This window comes from Mesorhizobium carmichaelinearum, assembly GCF_900199455.1.
GTDB lineage: Bacteria > Pseudomonadota > Alphaproteobacteria > Rhizobiales > Rhizobiaceae > Mesorhizobium > Mesorhizobium carmichaelinearum.
This window is the reverse complement of record NZ_FZQR01000001.1, coordinates 257,920-276,107: the sequence shown is the minus strand read 5'-3', so window position 1 is coordinate 276,107 and position 18,188 is coordinate 257,920. Positions and strand designations below refer to the sequence as shown.

General features: G+C 65.5%; 16 protein-coding genes. 8 read left to right on the top strand and 8 right to left on the bottom strand.

Going from position 1 to position 18,188, the window contains the following annotated elements:
• Nucleotides 1-16: 16 nt before the first annotated feature.
• The 3 genes from CKW40_RS01185 to CKW40_RS01175 are packed head-to-tail and all read right to left on the bottom strand — an operon-like array spanning nt 17 to nt 3,158.
• Nucleotides 17-1,039 carry an NAD-dependent epimerase/dehydratase family protein gene (locus CKW40_RS01185; protein WP_095198122.1) on the bottom strand — a complete coding sequence of 341 codons (1,023 nt, stop codon included), beginning with the start codon at nt 1,037-1,039 and terminating at the stop codon, nt 17-19.
• Nucleotides 1,040-1,069: 30 nt separating this feature from the next.
• Complete coding sequence (locus tag CKW40_RS01180; RefSeq protein ID WP_095198121.1) at nt 1,070-1,819, bottom strand: SDR family NAD(P)-dependent oxidoreductase; 750 nt, start codon at nt 1,817-1,819, stop codon at nt 1,070-1,072.
• Nucleotides 1,820-1,829: 10 nt separating this feature from the next.
• Nucleotides 1,830-3,158 (bottom strand): MFS transporter, encoded by a 1,329-nt coding sequence (locus CKW40_RS01175; RefSeq protein ID WP_342202914.1) that lies wholly within the window; start codon nt 3,156-3,158, stop codon nt 1,830-1,832.
• A gap of 230 nt (nt 3,159-3,388) precedes the next feature.
• Here CKW40_RS01175 and CKW40_RS01170 point away from each other — a divergent pair, with 230 nt between their 5' ends.
• Genes CKW40_RS01170 through CKW40_RS01140 form a run of 7 tightly spaced genes read left to right on the top strand, consistent with a single transcriptional unit; the run spans nt 3,389 to nt 10,561 of the window.
• On the top strand, nt 3,389-3,739 hold the full coding sequence (locus CKW40_RS01170) for a RidA family protein (RefSeq protein ID WP_095198119.1): 351 nt from the start codon (nt 3,389-3,391) through the stop codon (nt 3,737-3,739).
• A 24-nt stretch (nt 3,740-3,763) separates the two neighbouring features.
• A complete protein-coding gene (hydA, locus tag CKW40_RS01165) occupies nt 3,764-5,194 on the top strand; it encodes a dihydropyrimidinase (RefSeq protein WP_095198118.1) in 1,431 nt (476 codons plus the stop codon).
• Nucleotides 5,179-6,093 (top strand): nitrilase-related carbon-nitrogen hydrolase, encoded by a 915-nt coding sequence (locus tag CKW40_RS01160; protein ID WP_095198117.1) that lies wholly within the window; start codon nt 5,179-5,181, stop codon nt 6,091-6,093. The genes hydA and CKW40_RS01160 overlap by 16 nt, the downstream gene beginning before the upstream one ends.
• A gap of 12 nt (nt 6,094-6,105) precedes the next feature.
• On the top strand, nt 6,106-7,422 hold the full coding sequence (locus CKW40_RS01155) for a Coenzyme F420 hydrogenase/dehydrogenase, beta subunit C-terminal domain (protein WP_095198116.1): 1,317 nt from the start codon (nt 6,106-6,108) through the stop codon (nt 7,420-7,422).
• Between the two features lie 30 nt (nt 7,423-7,452).
• A complete protein-coding gene (locus CKW40_RS01150; protein ID WP_095198115.1) occupies nt 7,453-8,619 on the top strand; it encodes an NAD(P)/FAD-dependent oxidoreductase in 1,167 nt (388 codons plus the stop codon).
• Entirely contained in the window at nt 8,616-9,899 is a 1,284-nt protein-coding gene (locus tag CKW40_RS01145) for a Zn-dependent hydrolase (RefSeq protein WP_095198114.1), read from the top strand. The genes CKW40_RS01150 and CKW40_RS01145 overlap by 4 nt, the downstream gene beginning before the upstream one ends.
• Nucleotides 9,896-10,561 carry a cysteine hydrolase family protein gene (locus CKW40_RS01140; RefSeq protein ID WP_095198113.1) on the top strand — a complete coding sequence of 222 codons (666 nt, stop codon included), beginning with the start codon at nt 9,896-9,898 and terminating at the stop codon, nt 10,559-10,561. The genes CKW40_RS01145 and CKW40_RS01140 overlap by 4 nt, the downstream gene beginning before the upstream one ends.
• Here the strand turns inward: CKW40_RS01140 and CKW40_RS01135 are convergent.
• The 5 genes from CKW40_RS01135 to CKW40_RS01115 are packed head-to-tail and all read right to left on the bottom strand — an operon-like array spanning nt 10,546 to nt 16,977.
• Entirely contained in the window at nt 10,546-12,036 is a 1,491-nt protein-coding gene (locus CKW40_RS01135; protein WP_095198112.1) for an N-acyl-D-amino-acid deacylase family protein, read from the bottom strand. The two genes, CKW40_RS01140 and CKW40_RS01135, sit on opposite strands and share 16 nt — an antisense overlap.
• Before the next feature lie 6 nt (nt 12,037-12,042).
• Nucleotides 12,043-13,584, bottom strand: a complete 1,542-nt coding sequence (locus tag CKW40_RS01130) for a trimethylamine methyltransferase family protein (protein WP_095198111.1) — start codon at nt 13,582-13,584, stop codon at nt 12,043-12,045.
• Nucleotides 13,585-13,606: 22 nt separating this feature from the next.
• Entirely contained in the window at nt 13,607-14,575 is a 969-nt protein-coding gene (locus CKW40_RS01125; RefSeq protein ID WP_095198478.1) for a D-2-hydroxyacid dehydrogenase, read from the bottom strand.
• Between the two features lie 10 nt (nt 14,576-14,585).
• Nucleotides 14,586-15,539: a dihydrodipicolinate synthase family protein gene (locus tag CKW40_RS01120; RefSeq protein WP_244571042.1), complete on the bottom strand. Its 954-nt coding sequence runs from the start codon at nt 15,537-15,539 to the stop codon at nt 14,586-14,588.
• A 19-nt stretch (nt 15,540-15,558) separates the two neighbouring features.
• Nucleotides 15,559-16,977, bottom strand: coding sequence for an MmgE/PrpD family protein (locus CKW40_RS01115; RefSeq protein ID WP_244571041.1), 1,419 nt, complete (start codon nt 16,975-16,977; stop codon nt 15,559-15,561).
• Between the two features lie 167 nt (nt 16,978-17,144).
• Here CKW40_RS01115 and CKW40_RS01110 point away from each other — a divergent pair, with 167 nt between their 5' ends.
• Nucleotides 17,145-18,032 (top strand): LysR substrate-binding domain-containing protein, encoded by an 888-nt coding sequence (locus CKW40_RS01110; RefSeq protein WP_095198109.1) that lies wholly within the window; start codon nt 17,145-17,147, stop codon nt 18,030-18,032.
• Nucleotides 18,033-18,188: the final 156 nt, after the last annotated feature.

Genomic DNA, 18,188 nt, shown 5'->3' with positions numbered 1-18,188 from the left:
CCTCTGATCGGTCGGCTCAGTTTTCGTTTGCGGCGATCCAGTCCATGTAGTCGTGGAACGCTTCCTTGCCGGGACGCGGCCGCCATGTGGTGTCGCGCAGGATGCGGGCGATGTCATACACGCCCCACATGCCGCCTTTCAGTCTCACATCCTGGACGATGTTGGCGTCTTCTCCCGATGTCACCTCGACTTTCAGTCCGGGCACGCGCTCCTTTGCCCAGTCAATGATCTCGCCGATGGTCTGGCTGGAGCCGGAGCCGATATTGTAGTGGCGGTAATTGAGGCGCGGCGCATCGATCAGCGCGAGGATCGCGGCGGCAACGTCGGTCGAGACGGTGTAGTCGCCGACCGGCTCCAGGCTGTTCGGCCTGATCGTCTCGCCAGCCAGGGCCATATGCGCGACGCGGTTGGGAATATGGCGAAAGTTGCGGCTCTCGGTGGCGCGGTCCATCGGGCCGTAGACGGAAGCAAGCCGCACCGAGACCGCCGACAGGCCGAACAGGTCGGCATAGCGGTTGGTCACCATCTCGGAGGCGAATTTCGAGATGCCGTAGAGCGTCAGCGGCGCGACATAGCCGTCTTCCGGCAGCGGCTCGCTGCTCCAGTCGGGCCCGGTGTGGCGGTAGACGGAGCCGGAGCTGACATAGACGAAGCGCTTGAGACCCTGTCTCGCGCGCGCCCAGTCCAGCATCCGCACGGTGCCCATGAGATTGACGTCGACGATGCGGGCCGGGTCTTCGGCCTCCGGCTGGCGTTTTGCCTCCGAGGCGCTGCCGCGCGAGATCGGCGTGATCGTCGCGCCATGCACGATTGCCGTGATGCCTTGCTCGTCGAGCGTTGCGGACCAGGTCTTCGGGTCGAGGACATCGGCGGCGATCACTGTGAGCCGGTCGCGCACCGGGGCGAAATGCTTTTCGGCCGCCGCGTCGAGGCCTGATCGGTCGAGGATCACGGCACGGGCTTGCGGGTCGCGGTCGAGCCATGCGCGCGCGACCACGCTCATGACAAAGCCGGTGCCTCCGGTGACGAGCAGTGTCATGCGAACTCCTTTGAAGTTGGACGAACAGGGTCAGCGCGTCGCATAGCCGCCGTCCACGAGCATGTCGGATCCGGTGACGAAGGATGCGTCCGATGACAAAAGGAAAGCTGCCGCCGCGGCGATCTCATCCGGCTCCGCGATGCGGCCGAGCAGATGGGCGGCTCCGAGACCTGCGTTGGCGGCCTCGAAGTCCGGAAACCTGCGCAGCAGACGCGTCGTCGCCACCGCGCCCGGCGACAGGCTGTTGACACGCACCTTGTCTGGCGCATGGTCGACCGCCATCGCCTTGGCGAGATGGATCAGCCCGGCCTTGGCGGCACAATAGGCGACCGCCCTGGTGGTCGCGACCCGTCCGAACTGCGAACCGATGAACACCACAGAACCGCCGCCACCCGCCGCGATCAACGGCACCGCGTATTTGCTCATCAGGAACGCACCGGTCAGGCTGACGTCGAGCTCGCGGCGCCAGGACTGTTCGTCGAGATCAACGACGGTGGCGTTCGTCGATGGTGCGGCGGCGTTGTGCACCAGTCCGTCCAGCCGGCCGAATTTTTGTCTCGCGAATTCGACAGCGTTCCGGGCGGAACCGATGTCGGTCACGTCACATTGGCAGGCGGCAGCCGAAGGACCAAGTGTATCGGCAACCTGTGTCGCCGCTGCGAGATCATGGTCGGCGCAGACCACGCTGGCGCCTTCCGCAACGCAGCGCCGGGCGATGGCGGCGCCGATACCGCTTGCGGCGCCCGCGATCAGGACAACGGTTCCCTGCAGTCGGTTCATCGCGGCGACCTCAAACCCGTTCCTCGACACTTTGCATGACCGGCGCCGTGACCGGCCGGCGCAGAAGATTGTAGCAGGCCGCGAGCGTGACCAGGGCAGCGCCGCCGCCGAGCAGCAGGAACATGGCGGGAGGCCCAAGATGCGCCATCAATCCCGCGGCGACGCCCGGCGTCGCCACATTGCCGATCGAATAGAGCAGAAGCAGCGTGCCGGAGGCGGCGACCATGTGCCGGCTGTGAAGCTGCGACGCGCCGAAAGCCATCGCCACCGGATAGATCGTCAGCGCCGTGGCACCGTAGAGGAAGAACAGCACGAACAGCAGCGGCACCGACAGAGTGCCGACCCATGCGATCGCGGCGCAGGCCGTCACCGACACCAGCCCTTGCACCAGCAGCATCAAGCGGCGGTCGAACCGGTCCGACAGCCAGCCGACCGGGGTCTGCGCCAGCATGCCGGCAATGCTGATCGTCGTCACCAGCCAGACCGTGGCCGCCGCCGACAGTCCGATCTGCGTCCCGTAAAGAGGCGTCAGCACGAAGATGTTCATGTTGGTGATGCCTGCCTGGAAAATCGCGACGACCGTCACCGGCGCCAGCCTGAAAAGCGAGAGCGGTCCGAGCCGCCTGTCTGCCTTCGTTCCGGTCGGGGTCGCCGGATCGGTCGGCACCGAAGGCAGCGTCGGCCAGCGCGACCCAGCGAACTTTGGCGCGAACGCCAGAAGCACCGTCGCCGCCGCGACCAAGAACAGATGCGGAGATTGCGGACCGACCAGCGCCACCAGGATCTGGCCGAGCAGCACGGCGATCGCCGTCGTCAGCATGTAGATCGAGAACATCGCGCCGCGATTGTGCTGTTCGGCGTAGAGATTGATCCAGCTCTCGCAGACAACGAACATCGAGGCCATCGACATGCCGCCGAGCAGCCGGAAACAAAACCAGCCCGGCATGAAGTCGGTGAAGACGAAGCCCAGGGCCGAGAGCAGCGCTGTTGTCAGGATCAGCAGGAATGCCCGCTCATGGCCATAGCGGGCGACCAGCGGACGCGTCATCAGACAGCCGATCAGGAAGCCGACCGGATAGGCGGTCAGCACGATCTGTACGATTTCGGGATCGACGCCAGGTTTGCCGAGGTGGAACGACACCGCGGTCGTCAGCATGGCGCTGCCGATGCAGGCGAGACAGACGCTTGCCATGATCGGCAACATGGCGCGGGAGCGCTCGGCGTTCCGCCACAAGCGCATCGCGGATTGAGCGATCGATCCCATGAATGCCGCTGTCAGCCGGCTAGAACAGACGCCGGCGATCGCAAACAGGATCAATGACCGACGCTGGACTCTCATGCATGGCGACGGCTCCCCTTGGGCAGTCACGCTGACCAGCGGCTGCTCTCCCGGACAGAAGCTACACCTCGTCATGCTTGCCACAAGCGAAGATTGACACGGCTATGGCGTCAATTTTTTTGGCCATCCCGGCGGCGGAAAACGGCGTTGCGGCCTGCGACAGGCTTTACAGTCCTTTTGCACCCTCCCTACGATAGGTCGCCTGCAGAACATCGAGAGGAGACCAGCAGATGACGATCGAACGTCTTGAGAATGGCCAACGCTTCTGCCGGGTGCTGCGCTATAATGGCACCATCTATGTCTCCGGCCTGACGGCGGATGACCTTTCCGGCGACACCACCGCGCAGACGAAGCAGATCCTCGCCAAGATCGACGCCCTTCTGGCCAAGGCCGGCAGCGACAAGTCGAAACTCTTGAGCGCCCAGATATGGCTGCGCGACATCGCCGATTTCGACATGATGAATGCGGCCTGGGACGCCTGGATCGACCGCAGCGCCATGCCGGTGCGCGCGACGGTGGAGGCGCGTCTTGCCGGCGACCAGTATCGCGTCGAAATCATGGTCACGGCGGCCGTCGGCTGACGCCGATTGGGGTGGGCAAACCGAATGCATGAGCTGGTGATCAAAGGCGGACGGGTTGCGCTCGACGACGGTTGGGCAGAGTGCGACATCGCCATCGACGACGGCCGCATCGCCGCCATCGGGACAGGCCTGACCGGCAAATCCGTGATCGGCGCTGGCGGTCGCTGGGTCATGCCCGGCGGCATCGACGCCCATTGCCATCTCGACCAGCCGGTCTGGGGTGGCGCCGGCAATGCCGACGATTTCGAGTCCGGCACCATCTCGGCGGCCTTCGGCGGCACGACATGCATCGTCCCGTTCGGCATGCCGGGTCCGGACATGACGACGATCGGCGCCATTGATCGAGCGCTCGATCGCGCCACAGGGCGCGCGGTGATCGACTACGGTCTGCACGCGGTGGTGACCATGGGCACCGGCTCCGATGTCGAGCAACAGCTGTCGCAGCTCGCCGGCCGTGGCATCGCCTCGGTCAAGCTATTCATGACCTATCAGGGTTTCGCTGTCGACGACGACCTCTTCTTCAGGGTACTCGATACCGCCCACACGCTTGGCTGGATCGTCATGGTCCATGCCGAGAACGATGCCGCGATCCGGCGTACCCGCCAGCGCCTGATCGATCTCGGCCGCACCGATATCCGCTACCACGTCGTTGCCCATAGCGAGACCATGGAGCGCGAGGCCACGCATCGTGCGCTGGCCTTCGCCGAAATGACCGGCGCGCGCATGACCATCGTCCACGTCTCCTCCTGGCAGTCGGCCGAAGAGGTGGCGCGGGCGCGGACGCGTGGTGTGGATGCGATCGCCGAGACCTGCCCGCAATATCTGTTCATCGGCGCTGCCGACCTCGATCGGCCGGCCATCGATGCGGCGCGTTTCGTGTTTTCGCCGCCGCCGCGGTCGCCGCGCAGCCATCAGCATCTGTGGCAGGCGCTGATCGATGGTGGCATCGATCTCTGGTCTTCCGACCATTCGCCCTATTTCTTCGCCGACAAGATCGCGCGGTCGCAGACACCAGGCTTCATCACCACGCTGAGCGGCATCCCCGGCATCGAGACCCGTCTGCCGCTGCTCTTCTCGGAAGGGCTGCTCACCGGCCGGCTGACACTGGAGCGCTATCTCGATCTCACCTCGCGCAATGCCGCCGCGATCTATGGTCTGGCCCACGCCAAGGGCCGGGTAGCGGTCGGCCTTGATGCGGATCTCGCGCTTTGGGACCCCACGGCGACCTGGACACTCGGCCATGCCGCCCTGCATTCGCGCGTCGACTTCACGCCCTACGAGGGCCGGACCGTGACCGGCAGGCCGACCGCCGTGCTGGTGCGCGGCACGCCGGTGGTCGCAGACGGCAAGCTGCAAGTGCAGCCGGGGTTTGGACAATTCGTAGAGCGCACCGCGGCCGATCCGGCCCGCTCGGGAAAACCAGTCGAGGAGACGACGCCATGGCTCGATGCCTGACCATAGCGGTCGCCCAGACCGGCCCCATCCAGCGCAGCGCCTCGCGTGGCGAAACAGTCGAGCGCCTCGTCCACCTGCTGGAGCAGTCCGCTGCCGCTGGGGCGGAAATCGTGGCGTTCCCCGAGATGGCGCTCACCACCTTCTTCCCGCGCTGGCGTATCGACGATCAGGCGGAGATCGACGCCTTCTTCGAACAGTCGATGCCTGGCCCCGAAACGCAGCGCCTCTATGACGCCGCCGCGCGCCTCAAGGTTGGCTTCGCGCTGGGCTATTGCGAGATCGCCAGGGAAGACGGCCGCACGCGCCATTTCAACACTATGGACCTTGTCGGCCCGGACGGGCGCTTCATCGGCCGCTACCGTAAGATGCATGTGCCGGGGTCGAGCGAGCCGGAGGAAGGCACCACCACGCATCTCGAACGCCGCTACTTCGAACCCGGCAATCTCGGCTTTCCCGTCTTCGACTATCGCGGCGTCCGCGTCGGCATGGCGATTTGCAACGACCGCCGCTGGCCCGAGACCTACCGCATGCTCTGCCTCAACGGCGCCGAAATCGTGCTGATCGGCTACAACACGCCGCTGCTGCTCGACGAGGCGCCGGCGCTGGCGCATCTCAGAATGTTCCACAACCATCTGCCGATGCAGGCCGGCGCCTACCAGAACACGCTGTGGGTGGCGGCCGCCGCCAAGGCCGGGCTTGAGGACGACCAGGCGCTGATCGGCGGCTCCTGCATCATCGCGCCGACCGGCGAGATCGCCGCGCAGGCGATGTCGCTCGGCGACGAGATCATCGTCCATCGCGCTGATCTCGACCTGATCGAGACCTGCCGGAAGGTGAATTTCAACTTCGCGCTCTATCGCCGCCCCGACCAGTACCGGCGCATTTCGGAACCGGTCTGAGATCGAAACGAGATGGGCCTCATCGAAGCCAATCGAATACAAGGCAGGGTGGCGCCTCCGGCTGATCCCTTGTCCTTGAGCGAGATCGTCGAGAACGGCCTTTGCATCGGCTGCGGCCTCTGCCGTTCGATCGCCGCACCCGATGCCATCGAAATGGTGATGACGCCGGAGGGGCGTGAGCGGCCGGTTGCGAGGCAGGCGCTGGACGAGGCGACTTTGATGCGGATCAACGCTGTCTGTCCGGGGACCCGGATCGCCGGTCCGCCACCGGCGCAGATGAGCGAAGCCGCGATGAGCGACACTGTCTGGGGCCTGGCCGAACGGCTTGTGCTCGGCCGCGCAGGAGATCCGACTGTCCGGTTTATCGGTTCCGGTGGAGGGGTGCTGACGGCGCTTGGCCAGTTCCTGCTGAGTTCCGGGCGCGTCAAATTCGTACTGCATGTCGCGGCATCACAATCCCAGCCGATGCGCAGTGAAAGGCGCCTGAGCTTCGATGCCGCGTCGATGCTTGAGGGCGCCGGCTCGCGCTATGGCCCGGCTGCGACCCTGGTGGATTTCTGCGACATCCTCGCTCGCGGCGAGCCCTTCGCGCTGATCGCCAAGCCTTGCGATATCACCGCCGTGCGCAACCTGGCGCGGCTCGATCCCCGCGTCGACCAGTATATGCTCTATACCTTGGCCTTTGTCTGCGGCGGCGCATCTGACCTGTCGAAATCGGAACAGGTGCTGCAGCGTTTCGGCCTCAGCGAGGACGAGCTCACGCTGTTTCGCTATCGCGGCTATGGCAATCCCGGCCTCAACCGGATCGAAACCAGCGACGGCCGCGCCTTCGAGCTCACCTACCGGCAGCTGTGGGAGGACGAGGACAAATGGATGATCCAGTCGCGCTGCAAGATCTGTCCGGACGCGATCGGCCAGGTGGCGGATATCGCGGTTCATGACGCCTGGTTGAATGGCGGGCCGGCGGTCGAGGACGAGGCGCTCAACGGCATCATCATGCGCACCACGCAGGGCCTCGAACTGTTCGACGCGGCCGTCGCAGCCGGCGCGCTGGAGATCAAGCGGCAGACCAGCATTGCCGAGATCAGCGAATTGCAGTCGCACCAGGTGCGCAAGCGGCGCGCCGTCTGGGCGCGGCTGAAAGGCATGGCGATCGCCGGCAAGCCGGTGCCTTTTGTCACCGACCTCGCACTTGAAGATTGCGCCCTGCAGAATTCACTGGCGGAGAATCTGGCCGAAGGGCGCGGCGCCCGCGACCGCGCCCAGCGCGGCCGCCTGGGTGAGCCGCCAGCAGTGCCGCGCGAAAGCAAGGCTGTGCAGTCATGTTGAAGCGATGGGCATGTTGAAGGATGGGCTGATATGAGTGCCGCCGAGCAGACCGAAATCATCATCATTGGCGGCGGCATTGCCGGCGCCGGCGCCGCCTTCGAGATGTCCCGCACTTCCAAGGTGGTCGTGCTCGAGCGGGAGAGCCATTGCGGCTACCACACCACCGGCCGCTCGGCGGCGAGTTTTACCGAAAACTATGGCAACGGCATCATCCGCCGCATCGTGCTGGCGAGCCGGCCTTTCCTGACCGAACCGCCGAGCGGCTTCTGCGATTATCCGCTGCTCAGCAAACGCGGCATGATCACCGTGGCGCGCGCCGATCAGCTCGATCTCCTGGCGCAAGATCTGGAGGCCGCGCAGGCCTTGGTGCCCTCCATCGTTGCCATGATACCGGCCGAGGCGATTGCGCGCGTGCCGGTGCTGCGCGCGGATTATCTCGCCGGTGCCTATATCGAACCGCATTCGATGGATATCGACGTCAACGGCCTGCACCAGGGTTATCTGCGCGGCGCCCGCGCGCGTGGAGCGCGCATCGTCACCAATGCCGGCGTCGAGGCCATAGGACGGCAAGGCGGCCAATGGCGGGTCGAAACCCCGGCGGGAACATTCCTTGCGTCAACGCTAGTCAATGCCGCCGGTGCCTGGGGCGACGAGATCGCTTTGATGGCGGGCGTGCGTCCGGTCGGATTGCAACCGAAGCGCCGCACCGCCTTCAACATCCCGGCACCCGTCGGTGTCGACATATCAGAGTGGCCCCTGGTCAACGATGTCGGCGCCGAATTCTATTTCAAGCCGGATGCCGGGCAGTTGTTCGTCTCGCCTGCCGATGCGACGCCCTCAGCGCCGATGGATGCCTATGCCGAGGATATTGATGTGGCGATCGGTGCTGAGCGTCTCGAACGGGTGACGACGATCGAAGTGCAGCGCGTGTCGCGCTCATGGGCGGGTTTGCGGACCTTCGTCGCCGATGGCTCGCCGGTCGTCGGACCGGATGACGAGGTCCCGGATTTCGTCTGGCTGGTCGGGCAAGGTGGTTACGGCATCAAGACCTCGCCGGCGCTGTCGCGCGCCTGCGCCAGCCTGATCGCGGGCAAAGGTCTTCCAGACGATGTCGCAAGGCAGGGCGTGTCGATGGACGATCTCACGCCACACCGGCTGCGCGGCGTCGTGTCTCAAGTCAGGCAGGTTGCTTCATGAGCGGTGCCGCACTCACGGCCGGCGGCAGGCTGGCCGGGCATCTGCTGGAGCGGCTTGCGCACGCCACAACCGATGCGCCGGGGATCACGCGCGTCGCCTACGGACCCGGTGAGCGCTTCGCCCACGATCTCATGCGCGACGAAGCGGAAAAGCTCGGCGCTACGGCGCACGTCGATGCCGCCGGCAATCTCTATTTGACGCTGAAGGGCCTTAATCCAGATTTGCCGGCGATCGTCATCGGTTCGCATCTCGACAGCGTGCCGCATGGCGGCAATTTCGACGGCGCCGCGGGTGTCGTGGCCGGGCTGGCGGTGATGGCCGAACTGGTCGGGCAAGGCATTCAATTGCCGCGCGATCTGATCGTGCTGGCGACCCGCGCCGAAGAGGCTGTCTGGTTTCCGCTGTCCTATCCCGGCAGTCAGGCAGCACTTGGCCTGCTGGACCCGGCGGCGCTCGAAGCGAAGCGGTCCGACAGCGGCCGCACGCTGGCGGATCACATGCACGAGGAAGGCTTTGACCCCAATGCAGTGCGGCGCGGCGTGTCGGGCATCGATGCCGGCCGCATCGCTGCTTTCGTGGAAGTGCATATCGAGCAGGGACCGCGCCTTGTCGCATCCGGCGCGCCGGTAGGCATCGTCACCGGCATTGCCGGCGGGTTTCGCTATGTCGATGCGAAATGCTTTGGCGCCTACGCGCATTCCGGCGCCGAGCCGCGCTTTGCCCGCCATGACAGTGTACTCGGCTTTGCCGATCTGGTCGCCGTCCTTGAAGCGGAATGGGACGCGCTCGAGCGCGAAGGCCACGAAGCCACCATCACCTTCGGCCGGGTGGAATCCGACCCGAGCCAGCACGGCGGCAGCCGCGTCCTGGGCGAACTTCGCTTCACGCTCGATGTGCGCAGCGCCAAGGCCGCTGTTCTGGAACGGATCGAGGCAAGGCTGCACGCGATCTTCGCCGCAGTCGCCACGAAACGTGGCGTGAGCTTCGAGGCCGGGCCGCGCTTCACCTGGGAGCCGGCGACCATGTCGCCGGCGCTGATCGCGAGGCTGGACCGCGCTGCCGCCGAACTGCAAATGCCTGCGCCGCATGTGCCGAGCGGGGCGGGGCATGACGCGGCCACCTTTGCCGGCGCCGATGTTGCGACCGCCATGATCTTCGTGCGCAACGAGAATGGCAGCCACAACCCGCATGAAGCGATGGAAATCGCCGATCTCGATCAGGCGATCCGTTTGCTTTTGCGTTTCGTCACCGACTTCGACAACCCCCTGGGACAGCCATGAACCTTGCCGAGACCGCCTTGCTCGTCATCGACCTGCAGAACGAATACCGGCCCGGTGCGGCCTGGCCGGTCATCGGCTACGACGCGGTGCTCGCCAATGCCGCCGCGCTGATCGAAGCCGCCCGCGCAGCAGACGTGCCGGTCATCCATGCGCAGGCCTGGGTGAAGCCGGAGGAACGCGACGGCTATGCAAGGCAGGAAGAGATCCTGACCGAGGAATTCCGCTCCGCCGTGGCCGGCAGCGAAGGTGCTGCGATCTGCGCCGAGGTGGCGGCGTTGCCCGGCGACATCGTCATCCACAAGCACTGGCCGAGCGCCTTTCGCCGCACCGATCTTTCAAAACGGCTTGCCGACCTCAAGGTCGAGAACCTGATGGTGACCGGCGTGCTGACCGACAGCTGCGTGACCGAGAGCGTGTTCGACGCGGTCTATCAGGGGTTTCGCGTCTGGCTGGTCAAGGACGCCTGTGGCAGCATGAGCCAGGCCATGCACCGCACCGGCATGCTCGACATGGCCAACCGGCTCTATGGCGGCGGCATATTGCGCCTGCCCGAGGCGCTGAAGGCGCTCGCCGGCCGGCCCTTCGACGGCTGGCGCTGCACGCGGCCGGTGGAATTCGTCTACACGTTGGAGACGGTCGACCGGATTTACGAGGCGCTGTGATCGGCGCCGCAGCCGCATGCGCCTCTGACAACCGTCTTTGAAGCCGATGGCTTGAGAACCGCGCCCGGCAGCGCTCCGGTCGCCCTGCCGCCTCGCCAGACGGATACGCCGTTGACGAAGACATGCTCGATGCCGGTAGCGGGCCGGCGCGGCTCTTCGAAGGTTGCGGTGTCGATGATCGTCTCCGGATCGAAGATGACGAGGTCGGCGAAATTGCCTTCCGCCAGCAGCCCGCGTTGCGCGATGCCGAATTCCCGTGCGGGCAGGCCGGTCATGCGGAATACCGCCTCCTCCAGGCTGAACAGACCGACATCCCTGGCATAGTGCCCGAGCACACGCGGAAACGTGCCCCATAGGCGCGGATGCGGATGGATATCGTGCGGCAGGCCGTCCGAGCCGATCATGGTGCGCGGATGCGCGATGATGTTGCGCACATCCGTCTCGTCGAGCTGGAAATAGACTGCACCCGCCGGCAGCAGCCGCTCACCGGCCTCGCGCTCGCTGCAGTTCCATTCCCGCGCAATGTCGGCGATCTCGCGCCGTGCCATCTCCGGATGCGGATCGGACCATGTGACGAGGATCTTCAGGCCCGTGTCGCAGCGTTCCAGCCGCAGCACCGTCGAGCTCGCGGCATAGGGATAGACATCCATGCCGATGTCCATCGTTTCGCGCGCCCGGTCGATCCTTTCCAGTGACGGACGGCTCTTGCCGAAATTGGCGCGGCCGGTGCACTGGTGGTGCGAGATTAATAGCTTGCCGCCGGCATGATCGGCAATGTCGATGGCTTCCTCGATCGCCTCGTCCATCGTCTCGAAATAATTGCGTGTGTGGGTGATATAGGGGCCGCCGAGGCCTGCCGCCGTCGCAGCGAGCGCCTTGACCTCTTCGGTCGAGGACTTCACGGCCGGCGGATAGTCGAGCCCGGTGCTGAGGCCGAACGCGCCTTCGGCCATCGCCTCGGCGACCGCCTCCTGCATCGCCGCCGTCTCCGCTTCATTGGCTGGGCGATCGGTCACCGGCATGCAGCGCTGGCGCAAAGTGGTGTGGCCGACCAACAAGGCTGCGTTCGTGGCGATGCCGCGCCGCTTGAGCTCGGCGACATAGTCGGCGAAGCGATCGAAGCGGAAATTCTCGCGGCCGCCGACCAGCGTGAAGGGTGGTGGCGGTGTCTTGTCGAGCAGCAGCGGCGCCAGGCTGACGCCGCAATTGCCGGCGATCACCGTCGTCACGCCCTGGCTGATCTTCGGATCCATTCCGCGGGGCGCCAGCAGTGCGCCATCGTCATGGGTGTGCACGTCGATGAAGCCGGGTGAGACCACCGTACCCCTGGCATCGATCTCCTCGATGCCAGTCGCGTCGTCCAACCGACCGATGGCGGCGATCCTGTCGCCGGTGACGGCGATGTCGGCCTCGAACGGTTTCGAGCCGTCGCCGGCAATCAACGTCGCATGACGGATGACGAGATCATATGGCATCGGCGCTCAGCTTTCCGGATTGGCCGCGATCTCCTCGCGACGGCGCGCGACATAGGCGTCGAGCTCCTCGCGGATCGCGGGGTCCATCACCGGCTCTTCGTAGTCGTGCAGCGCCTGCTGCCAGAGTTCCGTCGCCCGCTCCAGAGCATCCTTGCCGCCGGCTTCCTCCCAGGCGCCATGGTTCTGCCAGTTGGAGAGCATCGGCTGGTAGAAGGCGGTGGTGTAGCGCGACATTGTGTGCTCGGCGCCGAAGAAATGGCCGCCGGCCGGCACCGACTTGATCGCTTCGAAGCCGAGGTCGTCTTCCTGGAACGGCAGCGGCCGCAGGAACTCCATCATGTTCTGCAGGATTTCGACGTCGAGCACGAGCTTTTCGTAGGACGCGGTCAGGCCGCCCTCCAGCCAGCCGGCAGCGTGGTAGATCAGATTGGCGCCGCCGAGCACTGCGCCCCAGGTCGCCATTTCCGTCTCATAGGCTGCCTGCAGGTCGACGACGTTGGAGGCGTTGGCATTGGAAGTGCGGTAGGGCAGATGATAGCGCCGCGCCAACTGGCCGGCGATGATGTTGGCCTTGGCATTCTCCGGCGTGCCGAAGGCCGGCGCGCCCGACTTCATGTCGACATTGGAGGTGAAGGCGCCATACATCACCGGCGTGCCGGGATTGACGAGCTGGGTCAGCACCACGCCGAACAGCGCCTCCGCGTTCTGCTGGCAGAGTGCGGCGGCCAGCGTCACCGGCGTCATCGCGCCCATCAGGGTGAAAGGCGTGACGGTCACTGGCTGGCCATGTTCGGCCATGGCGATCAGTCCCTCCGCCATGGCGTCGTCGAACAGGCGCGGCGAGTTGATCGAGATGATCGTCGTCACACCTGGCGAGGCGCGCATCTCCTCGACGGAAATGCCGCGCGCGATCGCCATCATGTTGATGCCGTCCATCGCCCGGGCGCGGCCGATCGCGGTGCAATGGAAGGAGAGGTCGCTCAGCGTCAGATTGGCATGGTAGGTGTCGAGATGGCGTGCATTGGCCGGCAGCTCCATCGGCGCTACCACCTGGTTGCCGATGATGTGGATGGCATTGAAGTGGTGCGCCAGCTTGATGAAGTTCTGGTAGTCGGCGAGATTGCCCTGACGGCGGCCGTTGATGCGGTCGTGCACATTGGGCGGCCCGGCGACCAAGCCGAAGACCAGCGAATTGCCCCCGAGATGCACCTGTTTTTCCGGATTGCGGCTGGTCAGTGTGAAGGATGACGGCACCGCCCGCAGCGCCTCGTTCACAAGGCTTTCGTCGATGCGGATGGTCTTCTCTTCGCGATCGACAATGGCTCCCGCCGCCGCGAACAAATCCATCACCCGCTCGCTCATGACGCGGATGCCGAGTTCGGACAGGATGCGCATCGAGGTGTCGTGCAGTTGCTGCATCCGCTCTTCGTCGAGAAGCTGCATGGGCGGATAGGGATTCTTGACGCTCTGCCACGGCAGTTGCGCGATGCCGCCACCACCGCGTTCCAGCCTCGACCTGCGGCCGCCGCCGCGCCTGTCCTGTGACATCGGATTTATTCCTTCCCGGCCTTCAATAGCCGCGCTCCGGACTGACCACATTCTCCAACGGCTCGCCGCGGCGGTAGCGCGCCAGATTGTCGGTGAACATGCGCACCGACTTGATGTCCCAGCCGTCATAGACCGCCGCGCAATGCGGCGTGATGGCGACGTTGTCGTAGCCCCAAAGCGGATGCTCGGCGGGCAGCGGCTCGGTCGCAAACACGTCGAGCGCCGCGCCCTTGATGCGTCCCGTGTCGAGTGCTGCCAGAAGTGCTTTCTCCTCGACAACGCCGCCGCGCGAAATGTCGATGAGGACGGCGGACGGCTTCATCGCGGCGAAGGCGGCCTCACCAAGCAAGCCGCGCGTGGTCGGCAGCAAAGGCACGCAGCAGATGACGAAATCGGCGTGGCCGATGAGTGGTAGCAGCGCGTCAACGCCATGAACCTCGTCCAGGCATGGCGTCGGCTTGGGCCGCGCGCGGATACCCAGCGTGCGCATGCCCATCGCCTGCGCCCGTCTGGCGACGGCCTCGCCGGTCTTGCCAAGGCCGATGATCAGCACGGTCTTGCCCTCGATCGGCTCGACGCGGCCGCCGCCCCACTGCCGCGCGTGCTGGCGGCGTTCAAAGCCGCGCAGGTCGAGCGAGAAGGACAGCATGGCGCCTAGCGCATATTCGGCAAGCATGCCGGCGGCGACGCCTGCGGAATTGGTCACCGTGACGCGCGTCGGATCCCAGCGTCCCAGATGATCCGTGCCGGAGCCGCCGATGGACACCCATTTCACGGTCGGGCTCTCGACGAGGGCCTGGCGCGGATAGCGCGGCGTGCCATCGAAGCGGATGGAATAGACCACTTCCGCCGCCACGCGCCCGATCAGCTCGGGAAGCGCAGCGTAACTGTCGCAGGGGTGGACCGGGAGGTCCGGGTGCGTCTCCGCGAGTACGGCCAACGCGCCGGCCGGCTTGTCGGTGTGTAGAATGACGGTTGGGCGGGCCGACATGGCGCGGGCCTCAGCCGTGGCCGATATGATCGGCGGCACTGCCCAGCGCGGCAAGCAGCGCTTGCCCGTTCTCCAGCGTCGTATTTTCGTGCGGCGCACGCAGGTTCAGCCAGCGCCTGTCGCCCGAGCGCACCGCCAGCACGGCCTTCATTGCCGGGATCAGACCGGCATCCTGGATGATCTTGCGGAACGCCTTGATCGCAGCATCCGCCTCGGCAATGTCCTCCCCGGCCAGCGTACGATCGTAAAGCGAGCGGATCGCGGCGGCATTGAGGTTGACGGTCGCCGAGATGCAGCCTGCCGCGCCGCTGGCCAGCCCCTTGGTCAGTTGCGCTTCCGAGCTCGGAAACACCGCAACCTTGGGCGCCGCTGCAATCACCGCGGCCGTATTGTTCCAGTCGCCGGCGCTGTCCTTGTAGGCGACGACGGTGTCGGGAAACGCCGCGCTCAGCCGGGCGGTCAAGGCCGGGCTCACCGGCACGCCGGAATTCTGCGGGATATGATAGAGGATCATCTTCATTGCCGGGTTCGCAACCCGCTCGATCAGTTCGCGGTAGTAGCGTGCCTGGCCGTCATCACCGGCGGCGGTGTAGAAGAACGACGGCAGCACCATCACGCCGGCGCAGCCGAGCCCGACCGCTTGCGCCGACAGTTCGACGGTTTCGGGCAGCGCGGTGACGCCGGTGCCGGGCATCAGCCGGCCTGGCGAAATGCCGGCTTCGATCAGCCACTCCAGCGCCTGCATGCGCTCATCGAGCGACAGCGACAGCGCCTCGCCGGTGGTGCCGAAGGGGGACAGGAAATGCGCGCCCTGGTCCAGCACCCATTTGGCATGCGACACAAAGAGGTCGCGTGCGATGCTGCCGTCGTCCGCGAACGGTGTCAGGATCGGTGCGATGGTTCCTTGCGGGCGGGTCATGCGTGTCCTTTGTGCGTGATCGTGTTCGGTGCCGTGTGTGACCATCGCTATTGCCGTCCGGCCGCTACCACGCTGGCCGTTGCAGCATCCTGGTGATCACCGGAGGATCGTAGAGCAAGGCCGAGAGGTCGCTGAAGAGGCTGTCGCGGTCGCTGAGCGACAACACCGCGTCGCGGATGGCCTCGGCGCGGCCTTGTCCGAGCACCGGCGCGGCGAACTCCATGTACTTGGCCTCGATTTCAGCTTGCGTCAGCGGCGCCTCCGGTCCGCCGCGCGCATGGACGTCGCCCGAAGCGAGGATCCTCCCATCTGATGTCGTGATCGTCACGTCGGCCCAGCGGCCCGCTGGAAAGCGGGCACTGTGGCGCTCCGATTCCACGACCGTGATGCGGCTCAGCATATCCGCCACGGCAACATCCTCCAGCCCGCTGCCGGAAATGTGCTCCAGTCCGATGCGGCCATGGACGATAAAGGTCGCGACGGCGAAGCGCAGACTGTACTGCGCTTTCGAGGTCGTGTCCGGCATGCCGTCGAACAGCGTTGCGGCGTAGTGGAAGCTGTTCACCTCAACGTGGCTGATATCGGCGGGCTCGAGATGATGCGCATGGCAGAGCCCGCGCGTCGCGTCGATCGCGGCATGCGCCCAGCGGCAGATCGGGTATGGCTTCACATACTGGTGCAGCACCTGCCAGAAGGCGCCGAGATCCTGCCAATGCGGCGCGACCTCGGGCTCCTCGATCGTGATCGCCGGCGCGCCGGTAAAGCCGCGTTCGGCGAGCACGGCCGCGGACAGGCCGATCAGCGTGCCGATGCCCGAACCGTCATGCAGCATCGTCGGGTTCGCGATCTCGCGCATCATCTGGCTGCGTGGGCCGTGATATTCGGCAATGCCAAGCGCCTGGCGTAGCTGATCGTCGCTCAGCCGCCGCAACCTCGCCGCCACCGCGACCACGCCCAGCGCGTTCCAGGCGCCCGATGTATGGTAGTCCGACACGGTTGCGTGCAGCGCGATACCCGCCCGGCCGGCAATTTCATAGCCAACGACCAGGGCCGCCAGTGCTTCCGGTCCGCCAAGGTCGGGGCGTGCCTCGGCAAGCGCTGCCAGCGCCGGCACGACGGCGACGCCGATATGGCCTTTGGTCGGACTGTATCCGTCATGGCCGTCGAGATTGTCGATCTGTGTCGCGGCCGCATAGGCGGCGCCCGCGATGCTGGCACGGCGGCCATCGAAAAGCATGCGTGCCGAATGCCGCGGGTCGGTCGAGCCGTAGAGAAGCGTGGCGGTGTCGCGGGCAATCCGGCCCGCTTCCATCGGACCGGCGGCAATGGCAATTCCGATGGTGTCCAGCAGGAGGTAGCGGGCCTGCTCGAGGACATAGGCGGGGAATGCGGCCGCCGGCCGCCGCAACACGAAATCGGCCAGGCGAACGGCAACGCTGGTACTCGCGTCAGGCCCCTCACGCCGATGCGACGGCACAGCCACTTGCATCACTCCCCTTTGCGTCACGACATCATTAATTTGGGTTCATCGTGCTTTCACGCAATTAGTTCGGCGGCATTGGCCAAAAAAATTCACGCCTTGCGATCAGGCACGATTGAACGCCAGCCCGTCTGTGGGATAGCTATCCCTGCGTCTTGCAGGAGAGAGCGATGAAGCCGCCACCCCCGTTGAATTATATCAGGTCCTTTGAGAGTTCGGCCCGGCATCTCTCCTTCACCGCCGCCGCCAACGAACTCGGATACACGCAGGCCGCGGTCAGCACCCATGTCCGCGCGCTCGAACATTACATCGGGCGGCAATTGTTCATCCGCTATCCGCGCAGCCTCAAGCTGACCGAAATGGGCGAGGCCTTCCTGCCGACCTTGCGCCAGGCCCTCGATCAGATCGACCAGGCGACGGAGGCGATCGTGACGTCTTCGCGCAACCGCACCGTGGTCGTCTCCTGCCCGATGAGCCTGGCGGAGAACTGGCTGGCCGGCTGCATGGCCGCGTTTCGCAAGAAACATCCCGAGATCGAGATCGTGCTGCACGGCACGATCTGGGAGGATATCAGCGAGCAGATCGCCGACATCACGATTTCGACGCGGCGTTTCGACGATCGCCCGCCCGCTGGCATCCCGCTTTGGAACGACGAGCTGTTGTTGCTCTGCGCCCCGGCGCTGCTGGATGGCGAACACGCGCTGAAGACACCGCGCGATATCCTCAAGGTGGATTGGATCTTCGTGCACGGCCGTCAGGAATACTGGCAGGTCGTCACGACGGCGCTTGGTCTCGACATGGACGAGCACGACAAGGGGCTGTCGACGAACGCCTCCAACATCGCGCTCGAACTCGCTGCCATGGGGGCCGGACTGGTCGCCACCCAGCGGTCGCTTGCCCACGCCTATCTGCGTCGCGGACTGCTCGTCGAACCCTTTCCGGTTCGGCCGCCAAGCCCCTGGAATTATTACCTCACCGAGAGCCAGCTTTCGAAAGGAAACATCGCGCGCATCGTGCGCGAATGGATCCTGTCACGCGCGCGCGAAGACGGCGCCTGACAGAGATCCGCGAGCGGGCGGCAGGCCCGCGCTCAAAAAATTGACACGCCAATGGCATCGTTTTTTTAGGCCTTGAGGGCCGGGTTTTGGCGGTTCTTCAGGGCTTGAGCCCTTCCGGGATTTTTGCATCGCCCCTAACATGGATATCGCAAGGGG